The organism is Kitasatospora sp. NPDC057595 (assembly GCF_042800875.1).
Taxonomy (GTDB): Bacteria; Actinomycetota; Actinomycetes; order Streptomycetales; family Streptomycetaceae; genus Kitasatospora.
In genome coordinates, this window is the sequence record NZ_JBHVGL010000001.1 from 453,983 (window position 1) to 470,823 (window position 16,841).

The window sequence follows — 16,841 nt, forward strand, 5'->3', positions numbered from 1 at the left end:
CCTGGAGACCCCCGGCCGCTCGGCGTGCCGGGCCGTTCGCGTTGCCCGGACGGGCCCCCGGCCCCAGGGCAGCACCAGCCACGGGACGAAGAAGAGACTCCAGATGAGCCTGACCGGACTGCTCGATGTCGTCGCGCGGGACGCGGCCCTCGCCGAGGCGATCGAGGCCGCGACCGCCACCGGTGCCGCGGCCGGCGGCCGCCGGCACCTCGACCTGGTCGGACCGCCCGCCGCCCGGCCGTTCGCGATCGCCGCGCTGGCCCGTGCGCTCGCCGGGCAGGCGGCCGGGGAGCGGGGCCGTCCGGTGCTGGCCGTCACCGCCACCGGCCGGGAGGCCGAGGACCTCGCCGCCTCGCTCCGTTCGCTGCTGCCGCCGGACGCGGTCGCCGAGTTCCCGGCCTGGGAGACGCTGCCGCACGAGCGGCTCTCGCCGCGCTCCGACACGGTCGGCCGTCGGCTGGCGGTGCTGCGCCGGATCGTCCACCCGCGCGCCGACGACGCCGCGGCCGGGCCGGTCCAGGTGATCGTGGCGCCGGTGCGCTCGGTGCTCCAGCCGCAGGTGAAGGGGCTGGCCGAGCTGGAGCCGGTGGCCGTCCAGCGGGGCGAGTCGCACGATCTTGAGGAGATCGCCCGCAAGCTTGCCGCCGCCGCCTACTCGCGGGTCGAACTGGTCGAGAAGCGCGGCGAGTTCGCGGTACGCGGCGGCATTCTGGACGTCTTCCCGCCGACCGAGGAGCACCCGCTGCGGGTGGAGTTCTGGGGCGACGACGTCGAGGAGATCCGGTACTTCAAGGTGGCCGACCAGCGCTCGCTGGAGATCGCCGAGCACGGTCTGTGGGCGCCGCCCTGTCGGGAGCTGCTGCTGACCGACGAGGTGCGGGCCCGGGCCGCCGAGCTGGCCGCCGAGCACCCGGGGCTGGCCGAGATCCTGGACAAGATCGCCGAGGGCATCGCGGTCGAGGGCATGGAGTCCCTCGCGCCCGTCCTGGTCGACGACATGGAGCTGCTGCTGGACGTGCTTCCGCTCGGCTCGGTCGCCGTGGTCTGCGACCCCGAGCGGGTCCGCACCCGGGCCGCCGACCTGGTGGCGACCAGCCAGGAGTTCCTGCACGCCTCCTGGGTGGCGGCCGCGGCCGGCGGCGACCGCCCGATCGACCTGGAGGCGATCGACGTCTCGGCCGCCTCGCTGCGCTCGCTCGCCGAGGTGCGCGAGCACGCCGCCGAGATCGGCCTGCCGTGGTGGTCGGTCAGCCCGTTCGCGACCAGCGACGCCGCGGTCCACGAGGTGCTGGAGTTCGACGCCAACACGCTGACCCTCGGCATGCACGCGGTTGAGGCGTACCGGGGCGACACCGCGCGGGCGATCGCCGACGCCAAGGAGCGGCTGGCCGCCGACTGGCGGGTCGTCATGGTCACCGAGGGGCACGGCCCGGCCTCGCGCCTCGCCGAGGTGCTCGGCAACGAGGGCATCCCGGCCCGGCTGGTCGCCGACCTGTCCGAGGCGCCGACCCGGGACGTCGTGCACGTCTCCTGCGGCTCGATCGAGCACGGCTTCGTCGACGAGGCGCTCAAGCTGACCGTGATCACCGAGACCGATCTGTCCGGCCAGAAGTCCTCCACCAAGGACATGCGGCGGATGCCGTCCCGGCGCCGCAACGCGATCGACCCGCTGGCGCTGGTGGCCGGCGACTACGTGGTGCACGAGGCGCACGGCGTCGGCCGGTACGTGGAGATGGTGCAGCGCACCGTGCAGGGCGCCACCCGCGAGTACCTGGTGCTGGAGTACGCGCCGGCCAAGCGCGGGCACCCCGGCGACCGGCTGTTCGTGCCGACCGACCAGCTCGACCAGGTCACCAAGTACGTCGGCGGGGAGGCCCCGACGCTGCACCGGCTCGGCGGCGCGGACTGGGCGAAGACCAAGCAGCGGGCCAAGAAGGCGGTCAAGGAGATCGCCGCCGACCTCATCAAGCTGTACTCGGCGCGGATGGCCGCGCCGGGCCACACCTTCGGCCCGGACACGCCGTGGCAGCGCGAGCTGGAGGACGCCTTCCCCTACGCGGAGACGCCGGACCAGCTGACCACCATCGCCGAGGTCAAGTCGGACATGGAGAAGTCCGTCCCGATGGACCGGCTGATCTGTGGCGACGTCGGCTACGGCAAGACCGAGATCGCGGTGCGCGCGGCCTTCAAGGCGGTGCAGGACGGCAAGCAGGTGGCGGTGTTGGTGCCGACCACGCTGCTGGTGCAGCAGCACTTCTCGACCTTCGCCGAGCGCTACGCCAACTTCCCGGTGAACGTGCGGGCGCTGTCCCGGTTCCAGACCGACAGCGAGGCCAAGGCCGTGCTGGAGGGGCTGTTCGAGGGCTCGGTGGACGTCGTCATCGGCACCCACCGGCTGTTCTCCTCGGAGACCCGTTTCAAGGACCTCGGGCTGGTGATCGTCGACGAGGAGCAGCGCTTCGGTGTCGAGCACAAGGAACAGCTGAAGAAGCTGCGGGCCAACGTGGACGTGCTCACCATGTCCGCGACCCCGATCCCGCGCACCCTGGAGATGGCCGTCACCGGCATCCGCGAGATGTCCACCATCACCACCCCGCCGGAGGAGCGGCACCCGGTGCTGACCTTCGTCGGACCGTACGACGAGAAGCAGATCTCGGCGGCGATCCGGCGTGAACTCCTGCGCGAGGGCCAGGTGTTCTACATCCACAACCGGGTCGAGTCGATCGACAAGGCGGCCGCCCGGCTGAAGGACCTGGTGCCCGAGGCGCGGATCGCCACCGCGCACGGGCAGATGGGCGAGACCCAGCTGGAGAAGGTGGTCGTCGACTTCTGGGAGAAGGAGTTCGACGTCCTGGTGTCGACCACGATCGTGGAGTCCGGCATCGACATCTCCAATGCCAACACGCTCATCGTCGAGCGCGGTGACACCTTCGGCCTCTCCCAGCTGCACCAGCTGCGCGGCCGGGTGGGCCGGGGGCGGGAGCGCGGGTACGCGTACATGCTGTACCCGCCGGAGAAGCCGCTGACCGAGACGGCCCACGAGCGGCTGGCCACCATCGCCCAGCACACCGAGATGGGCGCCGGTATGTACGTGGCGATGAAGGACCTGGAGATCCGCGGCGCGGGCAACCTGCTCGGCGGCGAGCAGTCCGGGCACATCGCGGGCGTCGGCTTCGACCTCTACATGCGGATGGTCGGCGAGGCGGTGGCCGAGTTCCGGGAGTCGCTGGCGGGCGGCGGCGAGCCGGAGGAGGAGCCGCTGGAGGTGAAGATCGAGCTGCCGGTCGACGCCCATGTGCCGCACGACTACGCGCCGGGGGAGCGGCTGCGGCTCCAGGCCTACCGCTCGATCGCGGCGGTCAACTCGGAGGACGACATCACCCAGGTCCGGGACGAACTGGTCGACCGGTACGGCAAGCTGCCCGAGCCGGTGGAGAACCTGCTGCTGGTGGCCGCGCTGCGGCTGTACGCGCGGCGGTGCGGCATCGCGGACATCACCCTGCAGGGCTCCAACGTCCGGTTCGGGCCGGTCGAGCTGCGGGAGTCGCAGCAGCTGCGGCTGAACCGGCTCTACCCGCGCAGCCAGGTGAAGGCGGCGACCCAGCAGCTGCTGGTGCCGAGGCCGTCCACCGGGCGGATCGGCGGCAAGCCGCTGGTCGGGCGGGAGCTGCTGGCGTGGTGCCGGGAGTTCCTGTCGACGATGTTCGACGACCTGGCGGGGGCCAAGAAGTAGCGGGCCCCCGGGGAGGGGTACGGCGGGAGGTGCGGCGGTTCCGGGCGATGAGCCCGGGACCGCCGTTGTCGTCGGCGGACCGATGGGCCAGTGGGATGGTGGGCCGGCGGGGCGTGTCGGCGGGCGTGCGGGCCGTGAACAGAGCCGTCAGCCGATCTTCCACTGGCCGACCTGGTCGGCGAAGCCGTTGTCCAGGGCGAACTGGACCTTGTCGAGCTTGGTGCCGTCGGGGACCTCGAAGACCACGAAGCCCTTGCCCGAATCGCCGGCGGCGATGTTGGTCGGGGTCTGGAAGGACGGGCCGGCCTTGGTCTCGGCGAACGTCGGGCCGTACGCCTGGCCCTGGTCGTCGATCAGCTTGGCGCTGCTCCACGGCGCCTCGCCGTACGCCTTGGAGCCGGTCGCCTTGATCTGGAACTGCACGGCGACGTAGTGCTTGCCGGCCGCCGCGGTGAGGTACTCGTTGCTGCTCGCGGCGGGGTCGACCACCTTCAGCGCGCTGACGTCGGCGGTGTTGCCCTTCTCCAGGGTGCCCTTGAGGGCGATGGTGTCGCCGACCTTGGCCGGGGCCTTGGCCGCCTCGGCGGGCTTGCTCTCGGCGGGCCTGGCCGGGGTGCCGTCGCCGGTGGCCGCCGGGGCCGGGGCGGCGGCGGTCTGCTTGGCCTCGGTGGAGACGGAGGTGCCGCCGGTGGAGTCGCAGGCCGTCGCGGTGAGGGCGACGAGCGCGGCGCCGGCCAGCAGGACGGCGGTGCGGCGGGTGCGGCGGATGGTGGCGGACATGGCTGTCTCCTTGGTCTCTGCGAATGCGCGGTTCCCGGTGCCGACCTGGCGTGCTGTCGACAGGAGAGATCACACCATGAGCTGTGAACCGAGTCAACAGGAATTCGTGAAACCTCTCCGTTCACGTGTGAACTGTCCGGCGGAAGGCGCTGGCTATGCTGTGTGGTCACACCGATGCCGCCGCCGCGTCGTCCGCCGCCGTCGTCGCCCGCTGCCGCCGCCGAAGGAGCACCCCATGCCGGACCGTCCCGAGGTGACCGCCGTCGAGATCGCCCGTCTCGCCGGGGTGGGCCGCGCCGCCGTCAGCAACTGGCGCCGCCGCCACCCCGACTTCCCCCGCCCGGTCGGCGGCACCGACAGCAGCCCGACCTTCGCGCTCACCGACGTCGAGTCCTGGCTCCGGGCCCAGGGCAAGATTGCCGAACTGCCGCTGCTCGAACGGGTCTGGCGGCTCGTCGAGACCCTGCGCGACCCGGGCGGCCACCCGGCCGCCCCGCTGGTCCTGGCCGGCTCCGTCCTGCTGCTGCACCACCGCGCGCCGGAGCGCTGGGGCACGCTCGCCGACCAACCGGACACCAGGCTCGCCACCGGGCTGCCGCGGGCCCTCGCCGACACCGCCCGCGCCGCGCTCGGCCCCGACGGCCCCGACGGCGCCGCCGGCCCGCGACAGCCCGGCCTGCTCGGCTCCACCGAACTGGACCTCGCCCGCCTGCTCGCCGAACTCGCCGCCGCGGCCGGCCCGGCCGGCGCCTTCGAACAGCTCCTCACCCGCTACGCCGAGGCCAACACCCGCCAGCTCAGCCCCACCCCGCCGGAGGCCGCCGAACTGCTCGCCGCCGTCGCCGGCGTCCCCGCCACCGTGCTCGACCCCGCCGCCGGCCTCGGCGCGCTGCTGCTCGCCCTGCCGCCCACCACCGACCGCTACGGCCAGGACGCCGACCCGGTCACCGCCGCGCTCGCCGGGCTCCGGCTCGCACTGCGCACGCCCGCCGCCGACCCCGCCCCGCTCCCGGTCGAGCTCCGCCCCGGCGACGCCCTGCGCGCCGACGCCTACACCGGCCACACCTTCGACGCGGTGCTCTGCCAGCCCCCCTACAACGAGCGGGACTGGGGCCACGACGAGCTGCAGTTCGACCGGCGCTGGCCCGGCGGCCTCGTCCCGCCGCGCGGCGAGTCCGAACTCGCCTGGGTGCTGCACTGCCTCGCCCACACCCGGCCCGGCGGGCTGGCCGCCCTGCTGCTCCCGCCGACCGTCGCCGCCCGCCGGGCCGGCCGCCGGGTCCGGGCCGAACTGCTGCGCTCCGGCGCGCTGCGCGCCGTCGTCGCGCTCCCGGCCGGCGCCGCGCCCCCGTACGGGGTGCCGCTCCACCTCTGGGTGCTGCGCGCCCCCCGCCCCGGCGACGACTTCCGCCAGGTCCTGATGCTGGACGCGGCCTCCGCCTCGCCCGGCTCGGCCGAGGCCGCCGAGGGCGGCCGCGACAAGGTCCGCTGGCCCGAGCTGCGCCGCACCGTCCTGGACGCCTGGCGGGCCTTCGACCTCGCCGCCCGCGAGGGCCTGCCGCTGCCCGCGGACCGCCCCGGCCGGCACCGGACCGTGGCGGCGATCGACCTGCTCGACGACGAGACCGACCTCTCGCCCGCCCGCCACGTCCCGCCGGCCGCCCCGCTCGGCGGCGCCGCCGGACTCTCCCACCTCGGCGGCCGGCTGGCCGAGCTGCTGGCCGGCCTCGCCGACCCCGCGGCACTGCTGCCCGAGCCGACCGGCGAAGCGGGTGGCGGCGCGGGCAGCGGTGGCGGCGCGGTTGTCACGCTGGGCGAACTGGTCCGCTCCGGGCTGCTGGAGGTGCACTCCTCCGGCACCGGCGCGCCCTCCCGCCCGGCCGACGCCGACCCGGGCGGCACCCCCGTCCTCACCGAGCAGGACCTGCTCACCGGCAGCGCCCCCGAGGCCGTCCTGGACCGGACCGCCGAAGCCGCCGACACCGCCCCACTGACCCGCCCCGGAGACGTCCTCGTCCCCGCCCTCGGCGGCGGCACCGCCCGCGTCGTCGGCCCGGACGGCCCGCCCGCCGGCGCCGCCCTCGGCCGCCAGCTCCACCTGCTGCGCCCCGACCCGGCCGCGCTCGACCCGGAGTTCCTGGCCGGCCACCTGCGCTCCACGGCCGCCGCCCGCCGGGCCGCCAGCCACGCCTCCACCACCACCCGCCTCGACATCCGCCGGGTCGAGCTGCCGCGCCTGCCGATCACCGAGCAGCGCAGGCTGGGCGCCGCCTTCGCCCGGCTCGCCGCCTTCGACACCGCCCTGCAGCGCGCCGCCACCCTGGGCCGCACCCTCACCCAGGCCGCCACCGACGCCCTCGCCACCGGCACCGCCGAGCCCCCGTCGATGCCCTGACGCCCGCGTCGTAGGCCGGCCCGGCGGGCGTCTTCGCGGCCGGCCCGGCGGGCTCGGCCGGTGCTTCGGCGCTCGCCCCCGGAGGACGGCCCGGCCGACGCCCCGCGTCGCCGGGGCCGGGGCCGCCGAGCCTCCGTCAGTGCCCCGACGACCGCGCGGTGGGCCGGTCCGGTCGACGTCCCGTGCCGGGGTCGTTCGACAGGCACGGGCGGTACGGTGTGCGGGACCGATTCGGTGATCGGGACCGCCGTCGTCCTCACCCGCTCAGGAGCGCGCATGTCAGGGCAGTACCCCGGGCAGTTCGGCCCACCGCCCGGTGGCGCGCCGGCCGGCGGCATACCCGGCGCCGGACCGCAGGCCTATGCCCCGACCGTCGCCGTCCCGCCGCAGGGCCGTGGCCGGAAGCCCGGGCCGTACGGCGTGCTCGGCCGGATCCTGGTGGTCCTCGCGCCGGTGCTCTCCTTCGGGCTGCTCGGCATGGTCCCCTCGCTGCTGCTGGCGATCCGCCGCCGTCGGGGGTACGACATCCTGGGCGCGGTGGTCTACGCCGGGCTCTTCCTCACCTTCTTCATCTCCGCGGGGGTCGCCGGGAGTTACCCCAAGGGCGACGCTCCGACCGCCGACGCGGTCGGCACCACGATGATGCTGCTGCTGGCGTTCACCCCGCCGGTGCACTTCCTGCTGATGGACCGCCGGGCGGTCTGGTCGGCGGCCCGTTCCGGCCGGCAGCCCGTCCCGGCCGGCTCCTACGCGCCGCCGCCCGCCGGGTACGGCTACCCGGCGCCCGCCGCCCCCGTCCAGCCGTACCCGGTCGCCCAGCCGTACCCGCAGTCCGCGCAGCCCTACCCCGCGGCGCAGTCGTACGGGAGCGCCGCCCCGTACCCGGAGGCGGCCCGGGCCTACCCGGCCGCCGACTCCCACCCGTCGGCCATCTCGCACCCGCCGGTCCGCGCCGCGGGCCCCGGCGCCGTCGGCCCCGCCACTCCCGTCGGCCCCGCCACTCCCGCCGGTCCCGCCACCTCCGACGAGCTGCGCGAACTCGGCGAGCTGCTGCGCCGTCAGGCCCGCGAGGACCGCCCGTGACCGCCGCCCGGGTGATCGGCGGCCGCTACCACCTCACCGAGAAGATCGGCCACGGCGGCATGGGCCAGGTCTGGGCCGGCCGCGACGAACGGCTCGCCCGCCCGGTCGCGGTCAAGCTGCTGCGCACCGACCACCTGCTCGCCGCCACCGGCGCCACCGGCCCCGCCCGCGCCGGACACCTCGGCCCCGGCGACGAACTGCGCCACCGCTTCCTGCGCGAGTGCCGCACCACCGCCGCCCTCGACCACCCGGGCCTGGTCACCGTCTTCGACGCGGGCGAGGACGGCGGCGAGCTGTACCTCGTCATGCAGCGCGTGCCCGGCGTCAGCCTGGCCGACCTCATCGCCGAGGACGCGCCGTTCCCGGTCGATCGGGCCGTCTCGGTGGCCGCCCAGCTGTGCGCCGCGCTGGCCGCCGTCCACGCCGTGCCCGTCGTCCACCGGGACCTCAAGCCCAGCAACGTGATGGTCCGTGAGGACGGCCGGACCGTGCTGCTCGACCTCGGCATCGCCACCGCGATCGACCCGACGGCCACCCGCCTCACCCTCACCGGCGCCCCGATCGGCAGCCCCTCCTACATGGCGCCGGAACAGGCGCTGTCCGCCACCGTCGACCCGCGCAGCGACCTCTACGCGCTCGGCTGCCTGCTGCACGAGATGCTGGCCGGCGAGGGGCCGTTCCGCGCCCCCACCGCACTGGGCCTGCTGCGCCGGCACGTCGACGACCCGCCGGTGCCACTGCGCGAGCTGCGCCCCGAGGTGCCGGCGCCGCTGGAGCGGCTGGTCCTCGACCTGCTCGCCAAGCGGCCCGAGGACCGTCCGGCCGACGCGCAGGAGGTGTACGAGCGGCTGCTGCCGCTGCTGCCCGCCGCCGTCGCGGTGCCGCAGCCCCGGTACGGGTCGCTGCCCGACCCGGCCCGCCCGTACCGGCACCCCCTCCAGCCCCAGCCCCGCCCGGCGGGCGCCGCACCGGCGGCGTCGGCCCGGGTGGCGCCGCCGCCGTTCCTGATGGCCGCGGTGCCGAACCCACCCGCCGCCGCGCCGCCTCCCGCGGTGCCCGTCGCGGCGGGGGAGGACTTCGCGGCGTCCTGTGCCCGGCTCTCCGACCTGGTCGACGCGGGCCGACGGGCCGAGGTGCTCGACCTCGCCGCCCGGCTGCTGGCCCGCGGTCGGTCCGAACTCGGCGACGGGGCGGCGATGATCCGCACCGTCCGCACCATCTACGCCCGCACGCTGCTCCAGGAACGGCGCCACCACGAGGCCCTGACGGAGTACCGGCTCCTGGCGGCCACCGCCGAGGGCGGACCGCACGGGCGTGGGGTGCTGGAGCCGCGCTACCGGGCCGCCGAGTGCCTCGAACAGCTGGGGCGGGGCGCGGAGGCGCTCGCCGAGTTCCAGTCCCTGCACGCGGTGTGGCCGGAGAGCGAACCGGAACGCCTGCTGGACCTCCGTGAGCGGATCGGCGTCCTGCTGGCCTCGCTCGGCGAGACGGAGGCGGCCTGGTCGTGGCTGCTCCAGCTCCTCTTCGACCGCGAACGCCGCGAGGGCCCCCACCACCCGGCCGTCCGCCGTCTGCGCCAAACCCTCGACACCCTCCAACCCCACCACTCCACCACCTGGCCCCCCACGGACCACCGCCAGGCCTGACCCGCTCCGTCAACCACGGCGAGCCGTCCGCCGCCCGGATGGATTGCGGACGTGGGAGGTCGGTGGGGCCGACTTCTCGTGCCGGTCGGGGGCGCTGCCAGGGTGGGCTGCGGGTATGACTTTCGACAGATCCGCCAGGTGGACGGGGGGCCGTAGGGCCGGGTGGGTGTGGCGAGAGCAGGGTTCGACCTGGACGATCGTCAGGGTTGACGCCCATGCCGAACCGTGCGCGACACCGGCACCGGCCCGCGGACCGGTGCGGGTAGGTTCGGGGTGTGACGACGAATCCTCCGGGCGCGAAGCTGATCCTCCTCATCACCACCCACCGGGTGGCCCCCGGCCTGCTGTCCTGGCCCGCCTGGGAGGCGCTGCGCTCGGCCGGCCGGGTGCTCGCCGCCGACCCCGCCCACCCGCAGCTGCCCGCCGTGGAGCAGGCCGGGGTCGAGGTCCGGATCGTGGCCCCCGGCTCGGCCCCCGCGCTGGCCCGGCTGCTCACCGGGGCCCCGGCCGAGCCGGGCGCCGGCGCCGGCCCGACGGTCTGGCTGGGCAGCCCGGACGGCGACCCCGGGCTGACCGACGCGCTGGCCCGCCTCGCCGTCGAGCACGCCGGCGAGGTGCCGGAGATCGAGGTGCTCCCCGGCTCCTACGACCTGCCGGGCGCGCGGCTGCTGGACCTGGTCTCCGTGATGGACCGGCTCCGCTCGCCGGGCGGCTGCCCGTGGGACGCCGAGCAGACCCACGCCAGCCTGGTGAAGTACCTGGTCGAGGAGGCCTACGAACTGGTCGAGGCGATCGAGGAGGGGGACCGCGACATGCTCCGCGAGGAGCTGGGCGACGTCCTGCTCCAGGTCTTCTTCCACTCCCGGATCGCCGAGGAGCACCCCACCGGCGCCTTCTCGATCGACGACGTGGCGGGCGACATCGTCGACAAGCTGATGTACCGCCACCCGCACGTGTTCGGCGACGCCGAGGCGAGCGGTTCGGCCGAGGTGGAGGCCAGCTGGGAGGCGCTCAAGGCGGCCGAGAAGTCGGAGCGCGAATCGGTGCTGGACGGCGTGCCGGCCGGGCTGCCCTCGCTCGCGTACGCGGCGAAGCTGGTGTCCCGGGTGCGCCGGGCCGGTTTCACGGGCGTGCCGGACGAGCCGTACGAGCTGCCCGCCGACCTCACGGCGGAGTCGGCGGGCCGGCTGCTGCTCGCGGTGGCGCAGCGCGCGCACGACGCCGGGGTCGATGTCGACGCCGCCCTGCGGGCCGCGGCCCGCGGCTACCGGGACGCGGTGCGCGCCGCCGAGGGTCTGAAGCCGGAGGAGTAGCGGTCACGCCCCCGGACGGTCCCACCCCGGACGGTCCCACCCCGGACGGTCCCACCCCGGACGGCGACGCCTCAGAAAGTGTTGGGTAATTGATCAACTGCGTGCCGTGATGCGTTGGCGGTGATCTTCGCGGACGTGGCGTCCGCGAAGATCACCGCCATGTGTGTCTGTGCGTGCAAGCCGTCCTACGACTCGTCGTTGACGGATTCCCAGTGGGCGGTGATCGAGCCGCTGCTTCCGGTACGGGATCCTCGTCGGGCGGGTCGGCGGCTGAAGTTCCCGCGGCGGCTGGTCGTGGACACGGTGCTGTACGTGCTGGTCAGTGGATGCGCGTGGCGGTTGGTGCCGCACGATCTGGCGCCGTGGGACGTGGCGTACCGGTGGTTCCGTGCCTGGACGGCGGACGGGACCTGGAACGGGGTCCACGATGCGTTGCGTGAGCGGGTCCGGGTGGCGGACGGGCGGGATCCGCAGCCTTCGGCGGCGGTGCTGGACTCGCAGTCGGCCCGCAGCCACCAGGGCGGGCAGGCGATCGGCTACGACGCGGGCAAGCGCGTGCGGGGCCGCAAGCGCCACCTGCTGGTGGACACCTGCGGGCTCGTGCTGCGGGCGGTCGTGCACTCGGCGTCGGTGCAGGACCGGGCCGGCGCGAAGCTGGTCCTCACCGGGGTTCGGGAGGAGTTTCCGCAGGTCGGGCTGGTCTGGGTCGACGGCGGCTACGTCAACGTGGTCGACGCGGGGCTGGTGGGGTGGGCTGCCGGGCGCGAGGGCCTGGAGATCGTCGCGGTGCCGCGCAACGCGGATGTGAAAGGCTTCCAGGTGCTGCCCCGCAGGTGGGTGGTCGAGCGGACATTCTCCTGGCTGGGACGGTGCAGACGGTTGGCACGGGACTACGAGCGCAAGACCGCGCACGCCGAAGCGATGATCAAGGTCGCCATGATCCGGCTCATGGCCGCCCGCCTCGCCGGCGAGGAGATCGAACCACGCGGCCCCATCGAGACCGAAGCAGCCCGCCGCCTCGCCGACGACCTCAAGAACGAGTGATCACCCGATTACCCAACACTTTCTCAGACGGCGGCGACGTCCTCCACCGGGCGGCGCTGCGCCGGGACGACGACCTCGCCGATCGCCTCGCCGACCAGGGCGACGAGTTCGGCGAGCCGCTCCAGGTCGAGGTGGTCGGGCAGGTCGGAGAGGGAGACGATCCGCTCGCCGTCCGGCCCGGCCACGCAGAACAGGTCGATCGGGCCCAGGTGCTTCTCGGCGGTGTCGACCAGCGCGGCGACGTCACTGGGGCGGCGGACGTCGCCGCAGACGCCGACGACCGGGCAGCGCGGCCGGTCGAGTTCGGTGGCGAGGTCCTCGGCGACCCCGACCCGCTGGTCGGCGATCAGCACGCCGGCGGCGCCCGCCGCGGTGAGGCGGCGGGCGAGGTCCGCCCCCGACCCGCCGTCGAGGACGGTGATCACGACGACCGAACCGGTGACCCGCATGGCCTTGCTCCTCCCTGTGGGCGGCTCCGCACCGTCGCCCACGGACATCTTGCGGAGGATCGTAGGCAGGTCCTGACCCTCCGCAACAGGAATTACCCCTCAGGTGACCAGGCTCACGCCTGCCACGCGGAAGGGCTTCGCCCGGTGCCCCGAGCGCCCGTGTGCACGCCGTGCGGTCGCCGGGACACGCCCGGGATACCGTCGAGCCATGCCAGCTCAGCCCGCCTCCGCCCGTCCGCCCCTGTTCACCTGGGAGTTCGCCGCCGATCCGTACCCCGCGTACGCGTGGCTGCGCGAGCACGAGCCGGTGCACCGGACCACCCTGCCGAGCGGGGTCGAGGCATGGCTGGTCACGCGGTACGCGGACGCCCGGCAGGCGCTCGCGGACAGCCGGCTCTCCAAGAACCCGGTGCACCACAGCGAGCAGGCCCACCGCACCGGCCGGGTCGGCATCCCGGGCGAGCGCCAGGCCGATCTGATGACGCACCTGCTGAACATCGACCCGCCGGACCACACCCGGCTGCGCCGGCTGGTGTCCAAGGCGTTCACGCCGCGCCGGGTGGCGGCCTTCGAACCGCGGGTGCAGCAGCTGACCGACCGGCTGATCGACGGCTTCGCGGCGCGCGGCTCGGCCGACCTCATCCACGAGTTCGCCTTCCCGCTCCCCATCTACGCGATCTGCGACCTGCTCGGGGTGCCGGCCGAGGACCAGGACGACTTCCGGGACTGGGCCGGGATGATGCTGCGACACACCAAGCCGGGCCACGGCGGCGGCGGCCGCGGCGGGGTGGGGCGCGCGGTGAAGCGGATGCGGGCGTACCTGGCGGAGCTGATCCACCGCAAGCGGGCCGACCTCGGCGACGACCTGATCTCGGGGCTGATCCGGGCCAGCGACCACGGCGAGCACCTGACCGAGAACGAGGCCGCGGCGATGGCCTTCATCCTGCTGTTCGCCGGCTTCGAGACGACGGTCAACCTGATCGGCAACGGCGTGTACGCGCTGCTGCGCAACCCGGGCCAGCGGGCCCTGCTCCAGGAGTCCGTGGGGCGTGGCGAGAGCGCGCTGCTGGAGACCGGGATCGAGGAGCTCCTGCGCTACGACGGGCCGGTGGAGCTGGCCACCTGGCGGTTCGCGACCAGTCCGCTGACCATCGGCGGGGTGGAGATCCCGGTCGGCGACCCGGTGCTGGTGGTGCTCGCGGCGGCGGACCGGGACCCGGCGCGGTTCGCCCACGAGAACACCCTGGACCTGGCCCGCGCGGACAACCCGCACCTGGGCTTCGGGCACGGCATCCACTACTGCATCGGCGCGCCGCTGGCGCGGCTGGAGGGGCGGGCCGCGCTGGCCACCCTGCTGACCCGGCTGCCGGACCTGCGGCTGGCCGCCGACCCCGACGACCTGCGCTGGCGCGGCGGTCTGATCATGCGTGGACTCCGTGAGCTTCCGGTGGAATTCACGCCGGAGAATGCGCAGCTCGGAGCGGTTCCGGAGGTCGGCTCGGGAAGCTGACGAGCCGGCACAACACGCTGACGGGGGCTCTCCGTTGCCCACTTTCAGGGAGTCTGAACCACCCTCAATCCGGACATACCGCCTCGGTTGGTAGGCAATCAATCACATGACGTGATGTCCATGTGATATCTGCGATATGAGCTTGTGATTGCTCTGAAGATCTGTCTACTCTCCGTGGAGTTCGCAGCTGCGAGCCCCGTGCGCGGAACGCCGAGTCCTGCCCGCCGCACCACGGGAAACCGACCAGAACCCTGGGCAGGGGCGGGGGACCCAGGTTTTGCGCCGTCTCCCACGGCTAGGGGTGAAGCCGCCTCCGCGCGGCCGGGCCACCTCCCGGTCCGAACCCGACAGCTCACCTCGCAGGCGTGCGGAGAGGGACCTCTTCATGCTGTTCGTTGGAACCGGTCGTCACCGTCGCCGTACCCAGGCCGAGAAGGCCATCGCCGTCGCCGGTGTCGCCGGCGTCGGGCTGGCGATGCCGATCCTGAGCGCCACCGGTGCCTCCGCCGCCCCGGCCTCCACCTGGGACGCGGTCGCCCAGTGCGAGAGCGGCGGCAACTGGAGCATCAACACCGGCAACGGCTTCTACGGCGGCCTCCAGTTCACCCCCAGCACCTGGAAGGCGTACGGCGGCACCGCCTACGCGCCGCAGGCCAACCAGGCCTCGAAGGGGCAGCAGATCTCGGTCGCCGAGAAGGTCCTCGCCTCGCAGGGCCCGGGCGCCTGGCCGGTCTGCTCCCAGAAGGCGGGCCTGACCAAGGGCGGCGCCCCGGCGGCGGTCGACACCTCGACGGACGCCAAGCCGGCCGCCCCGAAGCCGCAGGCCCAGCAGCAGACCCCGAAGCCCGCCGCCCCGAAGCCGGCCGCCACCCCGCAGGCCCAGCCGCAGCAGCAGGCCGCCAAGCCGCAGGCCCGGCAGTACGCGCCGCAGAGCGCCCAGCAGACCCAGCAGGCCCCGCAGCAGACCCAGCAGCAGGCCCCGCAGGCGCCGGCCTTCTCCGGCAAGGCCGGCTGGGACGCCGACGCCAAGGTGTACTGGTACCAGAACAACGGCGCCTGGTACTGGACCAGCCACCAGAGCGTCTACCAGCAGTACGCCGGCCAGCCGGCCGCCCAGCCCGTCCAGAGCGCCCCCGCCGCCCAGCAGCAGCCGGCCGGCCAGGGCTACACCGTCCGCTCCGGCGACACGCTCGCCGGGATCGCCACCGCCCAGGGCGTCTCCGGCGGCTGGCAGGCGCTGTACGACGGCAACCGCGGCACCGTCGGCGGCGACCCGAACCTGATCGTCCCGGGCCAGGTCCTGACCCTCGGCTGACGGCCGGTCCGATCCCACGGACGGGCGGAGGGGGCCGATCGGTCCCCTTCGTCCGCATCCGGCCCCCGCAGGTCGGGCAACCAGGTGAACTACCGGTGGGTAGCACGGCCACACGCTGAGACGGAACCGAGGTCGACGTGGCCCGGACAGCCCGTGCGGTTAGGCTCTGGTCGTAACGACTCCGCAATCGTCCGGCCGACTGCACCCCACCGTCAGCCGAACCTGCTTCCGCTAGGAGATGCCTCGTGCCGTCCATCGATGTCGTCGTCGCTCGTGAGATTCTCGACTCGCGCGGCAACCCCACGGTCGAGGTCGAGGTCGGCCTCGACGACGGCAGCACCGGCCGTGCCGCCGTCCCGTCGGGTGCTTCCACCGGCGCCTTCGAGGCGCTGGAGCTCCGCGACGGTGACAAGAACCGCTACTTCGGCAAGGGCGTGGAGAAGGCCGTCCTGGCCGTCATCGAGCAGATCGGCCCCGAGCTGGTCGGCTACGACGCCACCGAGCAGCGCCTGATCGACCAGGCCATGCTCGACCTGGACGCCACCCCGGACAAGTCCTCGCTCGGCGCCAACGCCATCCTGGGCGTCTCGCTGGCCGTCGCGCACGCCGCCTCCGAGGCCAGCGATCTGCCGCTGTTCCGCTACCTGGGCGGCCCGAACGCGCACGTCCTGCCGGTCCCGATGATGAACATCCTCAACGGCGGCTCGCACGCGGACTCCAACGTCGACATCCAGGAGTTCATGATCGCCCCGATCGGCGCGGAGTCCTTCTCCGAGGCCGTCCGCTGGGGCGTCGAGGTCTACCACACCCTCAAGGGCGTGCTGAAGGAGCGCGGTCTGTCGACCGGCCTGGGCGACGAGGGCGGCTTCGCCCCCAACCTGGACTCCAACCGCGAGGCCCTGGACCTCATCGTCGAGGCCATCCAGAAGGCCGGCTACGTGCCGGGCAAGGACGTCGCGCTGGCCCTGGACGTCGCCTCCTCCGAGTTCTACGAGGACGGCGCCTACCAGTTCGAGGGCAAGGCGCTCTCCTCCGCCGAGCTCATCGAGTACTACGCCGGCCTGGTCGCCGCCTACCCGCTGGTCTCCATCGAGGACCCGCTGGACGAGTCGGACTGGGACGGCTGGAAGGCCATGACCGAGAAGCTGGGCGACAAGGTCCAGCTGGTCGGCGACGACCTGTTCGTCACCAACCCGGCCCGCCTGGCCCGCGGCATCGAGACCGGCACCGCCAACGCGCTGCTGGTGAAGGTCAACCAGATCGGCTCGCTGACCGAGACCCTGGACGCCGTCGAGCTGGCCCAGCGCAACGGCTACCGCTGCATGATGTCGCACCGCTCCGGCGAGACCGAGGACGTCACCATCGCCGACCTGGCCGTCGCCACCAACTGCGGCCAGATCAAGACCGGCGCCCCGGCCCGCTCCGAGCGCGTCGCCAAGTACAACCAGCTGCTGCGCATCGAGGAGATCCTCGACGACGCCGCCGAGTACGCCGGCCGCGGCGCGTTCCCGCGGTTCAAGCACGAGGGCTGAGCCCGACCGACGGCGCCCGGCCGGTATCGCCGGGACGCCAG

General features: G+C 74.2%; 11 protein-coding genes and 1 riboswitch. Of the genes, 9 read left to right on the forward strand and 2 right to left on the reverse strand.

All coding sequences use genetic code 11. The features are described 5' to 3' along the window. The first annotated feature begins 103 nt into the window (after positions 1-103). Positions 104-3,733 (forward strand): transcription-repair coupling factor, encoded by a 3,630-nt coding sequence (gene mfd / locus ACFU9E_RS01995; RefSeq protein WP_380684052.1) that lies wholly within the window; start codon positions 104-106, stop codon positions 3,731-3,733. Positions 3,734-3,880: 147 nt separating this feature from the next. On the opposite strand, the gene ACFU9E_RS02000 is transcribed toward mfd, so the two are convergent. Then, positions 3,881-4,513, reverse strand: a complete 633-nt coding sequence (locus tag ACFU9E_RS02000; RefSeq protein WP_380684051.1) for a DUF4352 domain-containing protein — start codon at positions 4,511-4,513, stop codon at positions 3,881-3,883. 235 nt (positions 4,514-4,748) lie between these two features. Here ACFU9E_RS02000 and ACFU9E_RS02005 point away from each other — a divergent pair, with 235 nt between their 5' ends. The 5 genes from ACFU9E_RS02005 to ACFU9E_RS02025 all read left to right on the forward strand — a co-directional run bounded on the left by ACFU9E_RS02005 (position 4,749) and on the right by ACFU9E_RS02025 (position 11,994). Beyond that, positions 4,749-6,908 (forward strand): N-6 DNA methylase, encoded by a 2,160-nt coding sequence (locus ACFU9E_RS02005; RefSeq protein WP_380684050.1) that lies wholly within the window; start codon positions 4,749-4,751, stop codon positions 6,906-6,908. A gap of 276 nt (positions 6,909-7,184) precedes the next feature. After that, positions 7,185-7,991: a hypothetical protein gene (locus tag ACFU9E_RS02010; RefSeq protein WP_380684049.1), complete on the forward strand. Its 807-nt coding sequence runs from the start codon at positions 7,185-7,187 to the stop codon at positions 7,989-7,991. Further along, on the forward strand, positions 7,988-9,637 hold the full coding sequence (locus tag ACFU9E_RS02015; RefSeq protein WP_380684048.1) for a protein kinase: 1,650 nt from the start codon (positions 7,988-7,990) through the stop codon (positions 9,635-9,637). Before ACFU9E_RS02010 ends, ACFU9E_RS02015 begins: the two co-directional genes overlap by 4 nt. A gap of 275 nt (positions 9,638-9,912) precedes the next feature. After that, positions 9,913-10,950: a MazG family protein gene (locus tag ACFU9E_RS02020; RefSeq protein WP_380684047.1), complete on the forward strand. Its 1,038-nt coding sequence runs from the start codon at positions 9,913-9,915 to the stop codon at positions 10,948-10,950. A gap of 159 nt (positions 10,951-11,109) precedes the next feature. Beyond that, on the forward strand, positions 11,110-11,994 hold the full coding sequence (locus ACFU9E_RS02025) for an IS5 family transposase (RefSeq protein ID WP_380688064.1): 885 nt from the start codon (positions 11,110-11,112) through the stop codon (positions 11,992-11,994). A gap of 23 nt (positions 11,995-12,017) precedes the next feature. On the opposite strand, the gene ACFU9E_RS02030 is transcribed toward ACFU9E_RS02025, so the two are convergent. Further along, a complete protein-coding gene (locus ACFU9E_RS02030; protein WP_380688056.1) occupies positions 12,018-12,443 on the reverse strand; it encodes an SDR family NAD(P)-dependent oxidoreductase in 426 nt (141 codons plus the stop codon). 208 nt (positions 12,444-12,651) lie between these two features. Here ACFU9E_RS02030 and ACFU9E_RS02035 point away from each other — a divergent pair, with 208 nt between their 5' ends. The 3 genes from ACFU9E_RS02035 (at position 12,652) to eno (ending at position 16,800) form a co-directional block, all read left to right on the forward strand. Next, positions 12,652-13,953: a cytochrome P450 gene (locus ACFU9E_RS02035; RefSeq protein ID WP_380688058.1), complete on the forward strand. Its 1,302-nt coding sequence runs from the start codon at positions 12,652-12,654 to the stop codon at positions 13,951-13,953. Between the two features lie 231 nt (positions 13,954-14,184). After that, a riboswitch (cyclic di-AMP (ydaO/yuaA leader) is annotated at positions 14,185-14,333 on the forward strand. Between the two features lie 5 nt (positions 14,334-14,338). Next, positions 14,339-15,268 carry a transglycosylase family protein gene (locus tag ACFU9E_RS02040; RefSeq protein WP_380688060.1) on the forward strand — a complete coding sequence of 310 codons (930 nt, stop codon included), beginning with the start codon at positions 14,339-14,341 and terminating at the stop codon, positions 15,266-15,268. Positions 15,269-15,513: 245 nt separating this feature from the next. Further along, positions 15,514-16,800, forward strand: coding sequence for a phosphopyruvate hydratase (gene eno / locus ACFU9E_RS02045; RefSeq protein WP_380688062.1), 1,287 nt, complete (start codon positions 15,514-15,516; stop codon positions 16,798-16,800). Positions 16,801-16,841: the final 41 nt, after the last annotated feature.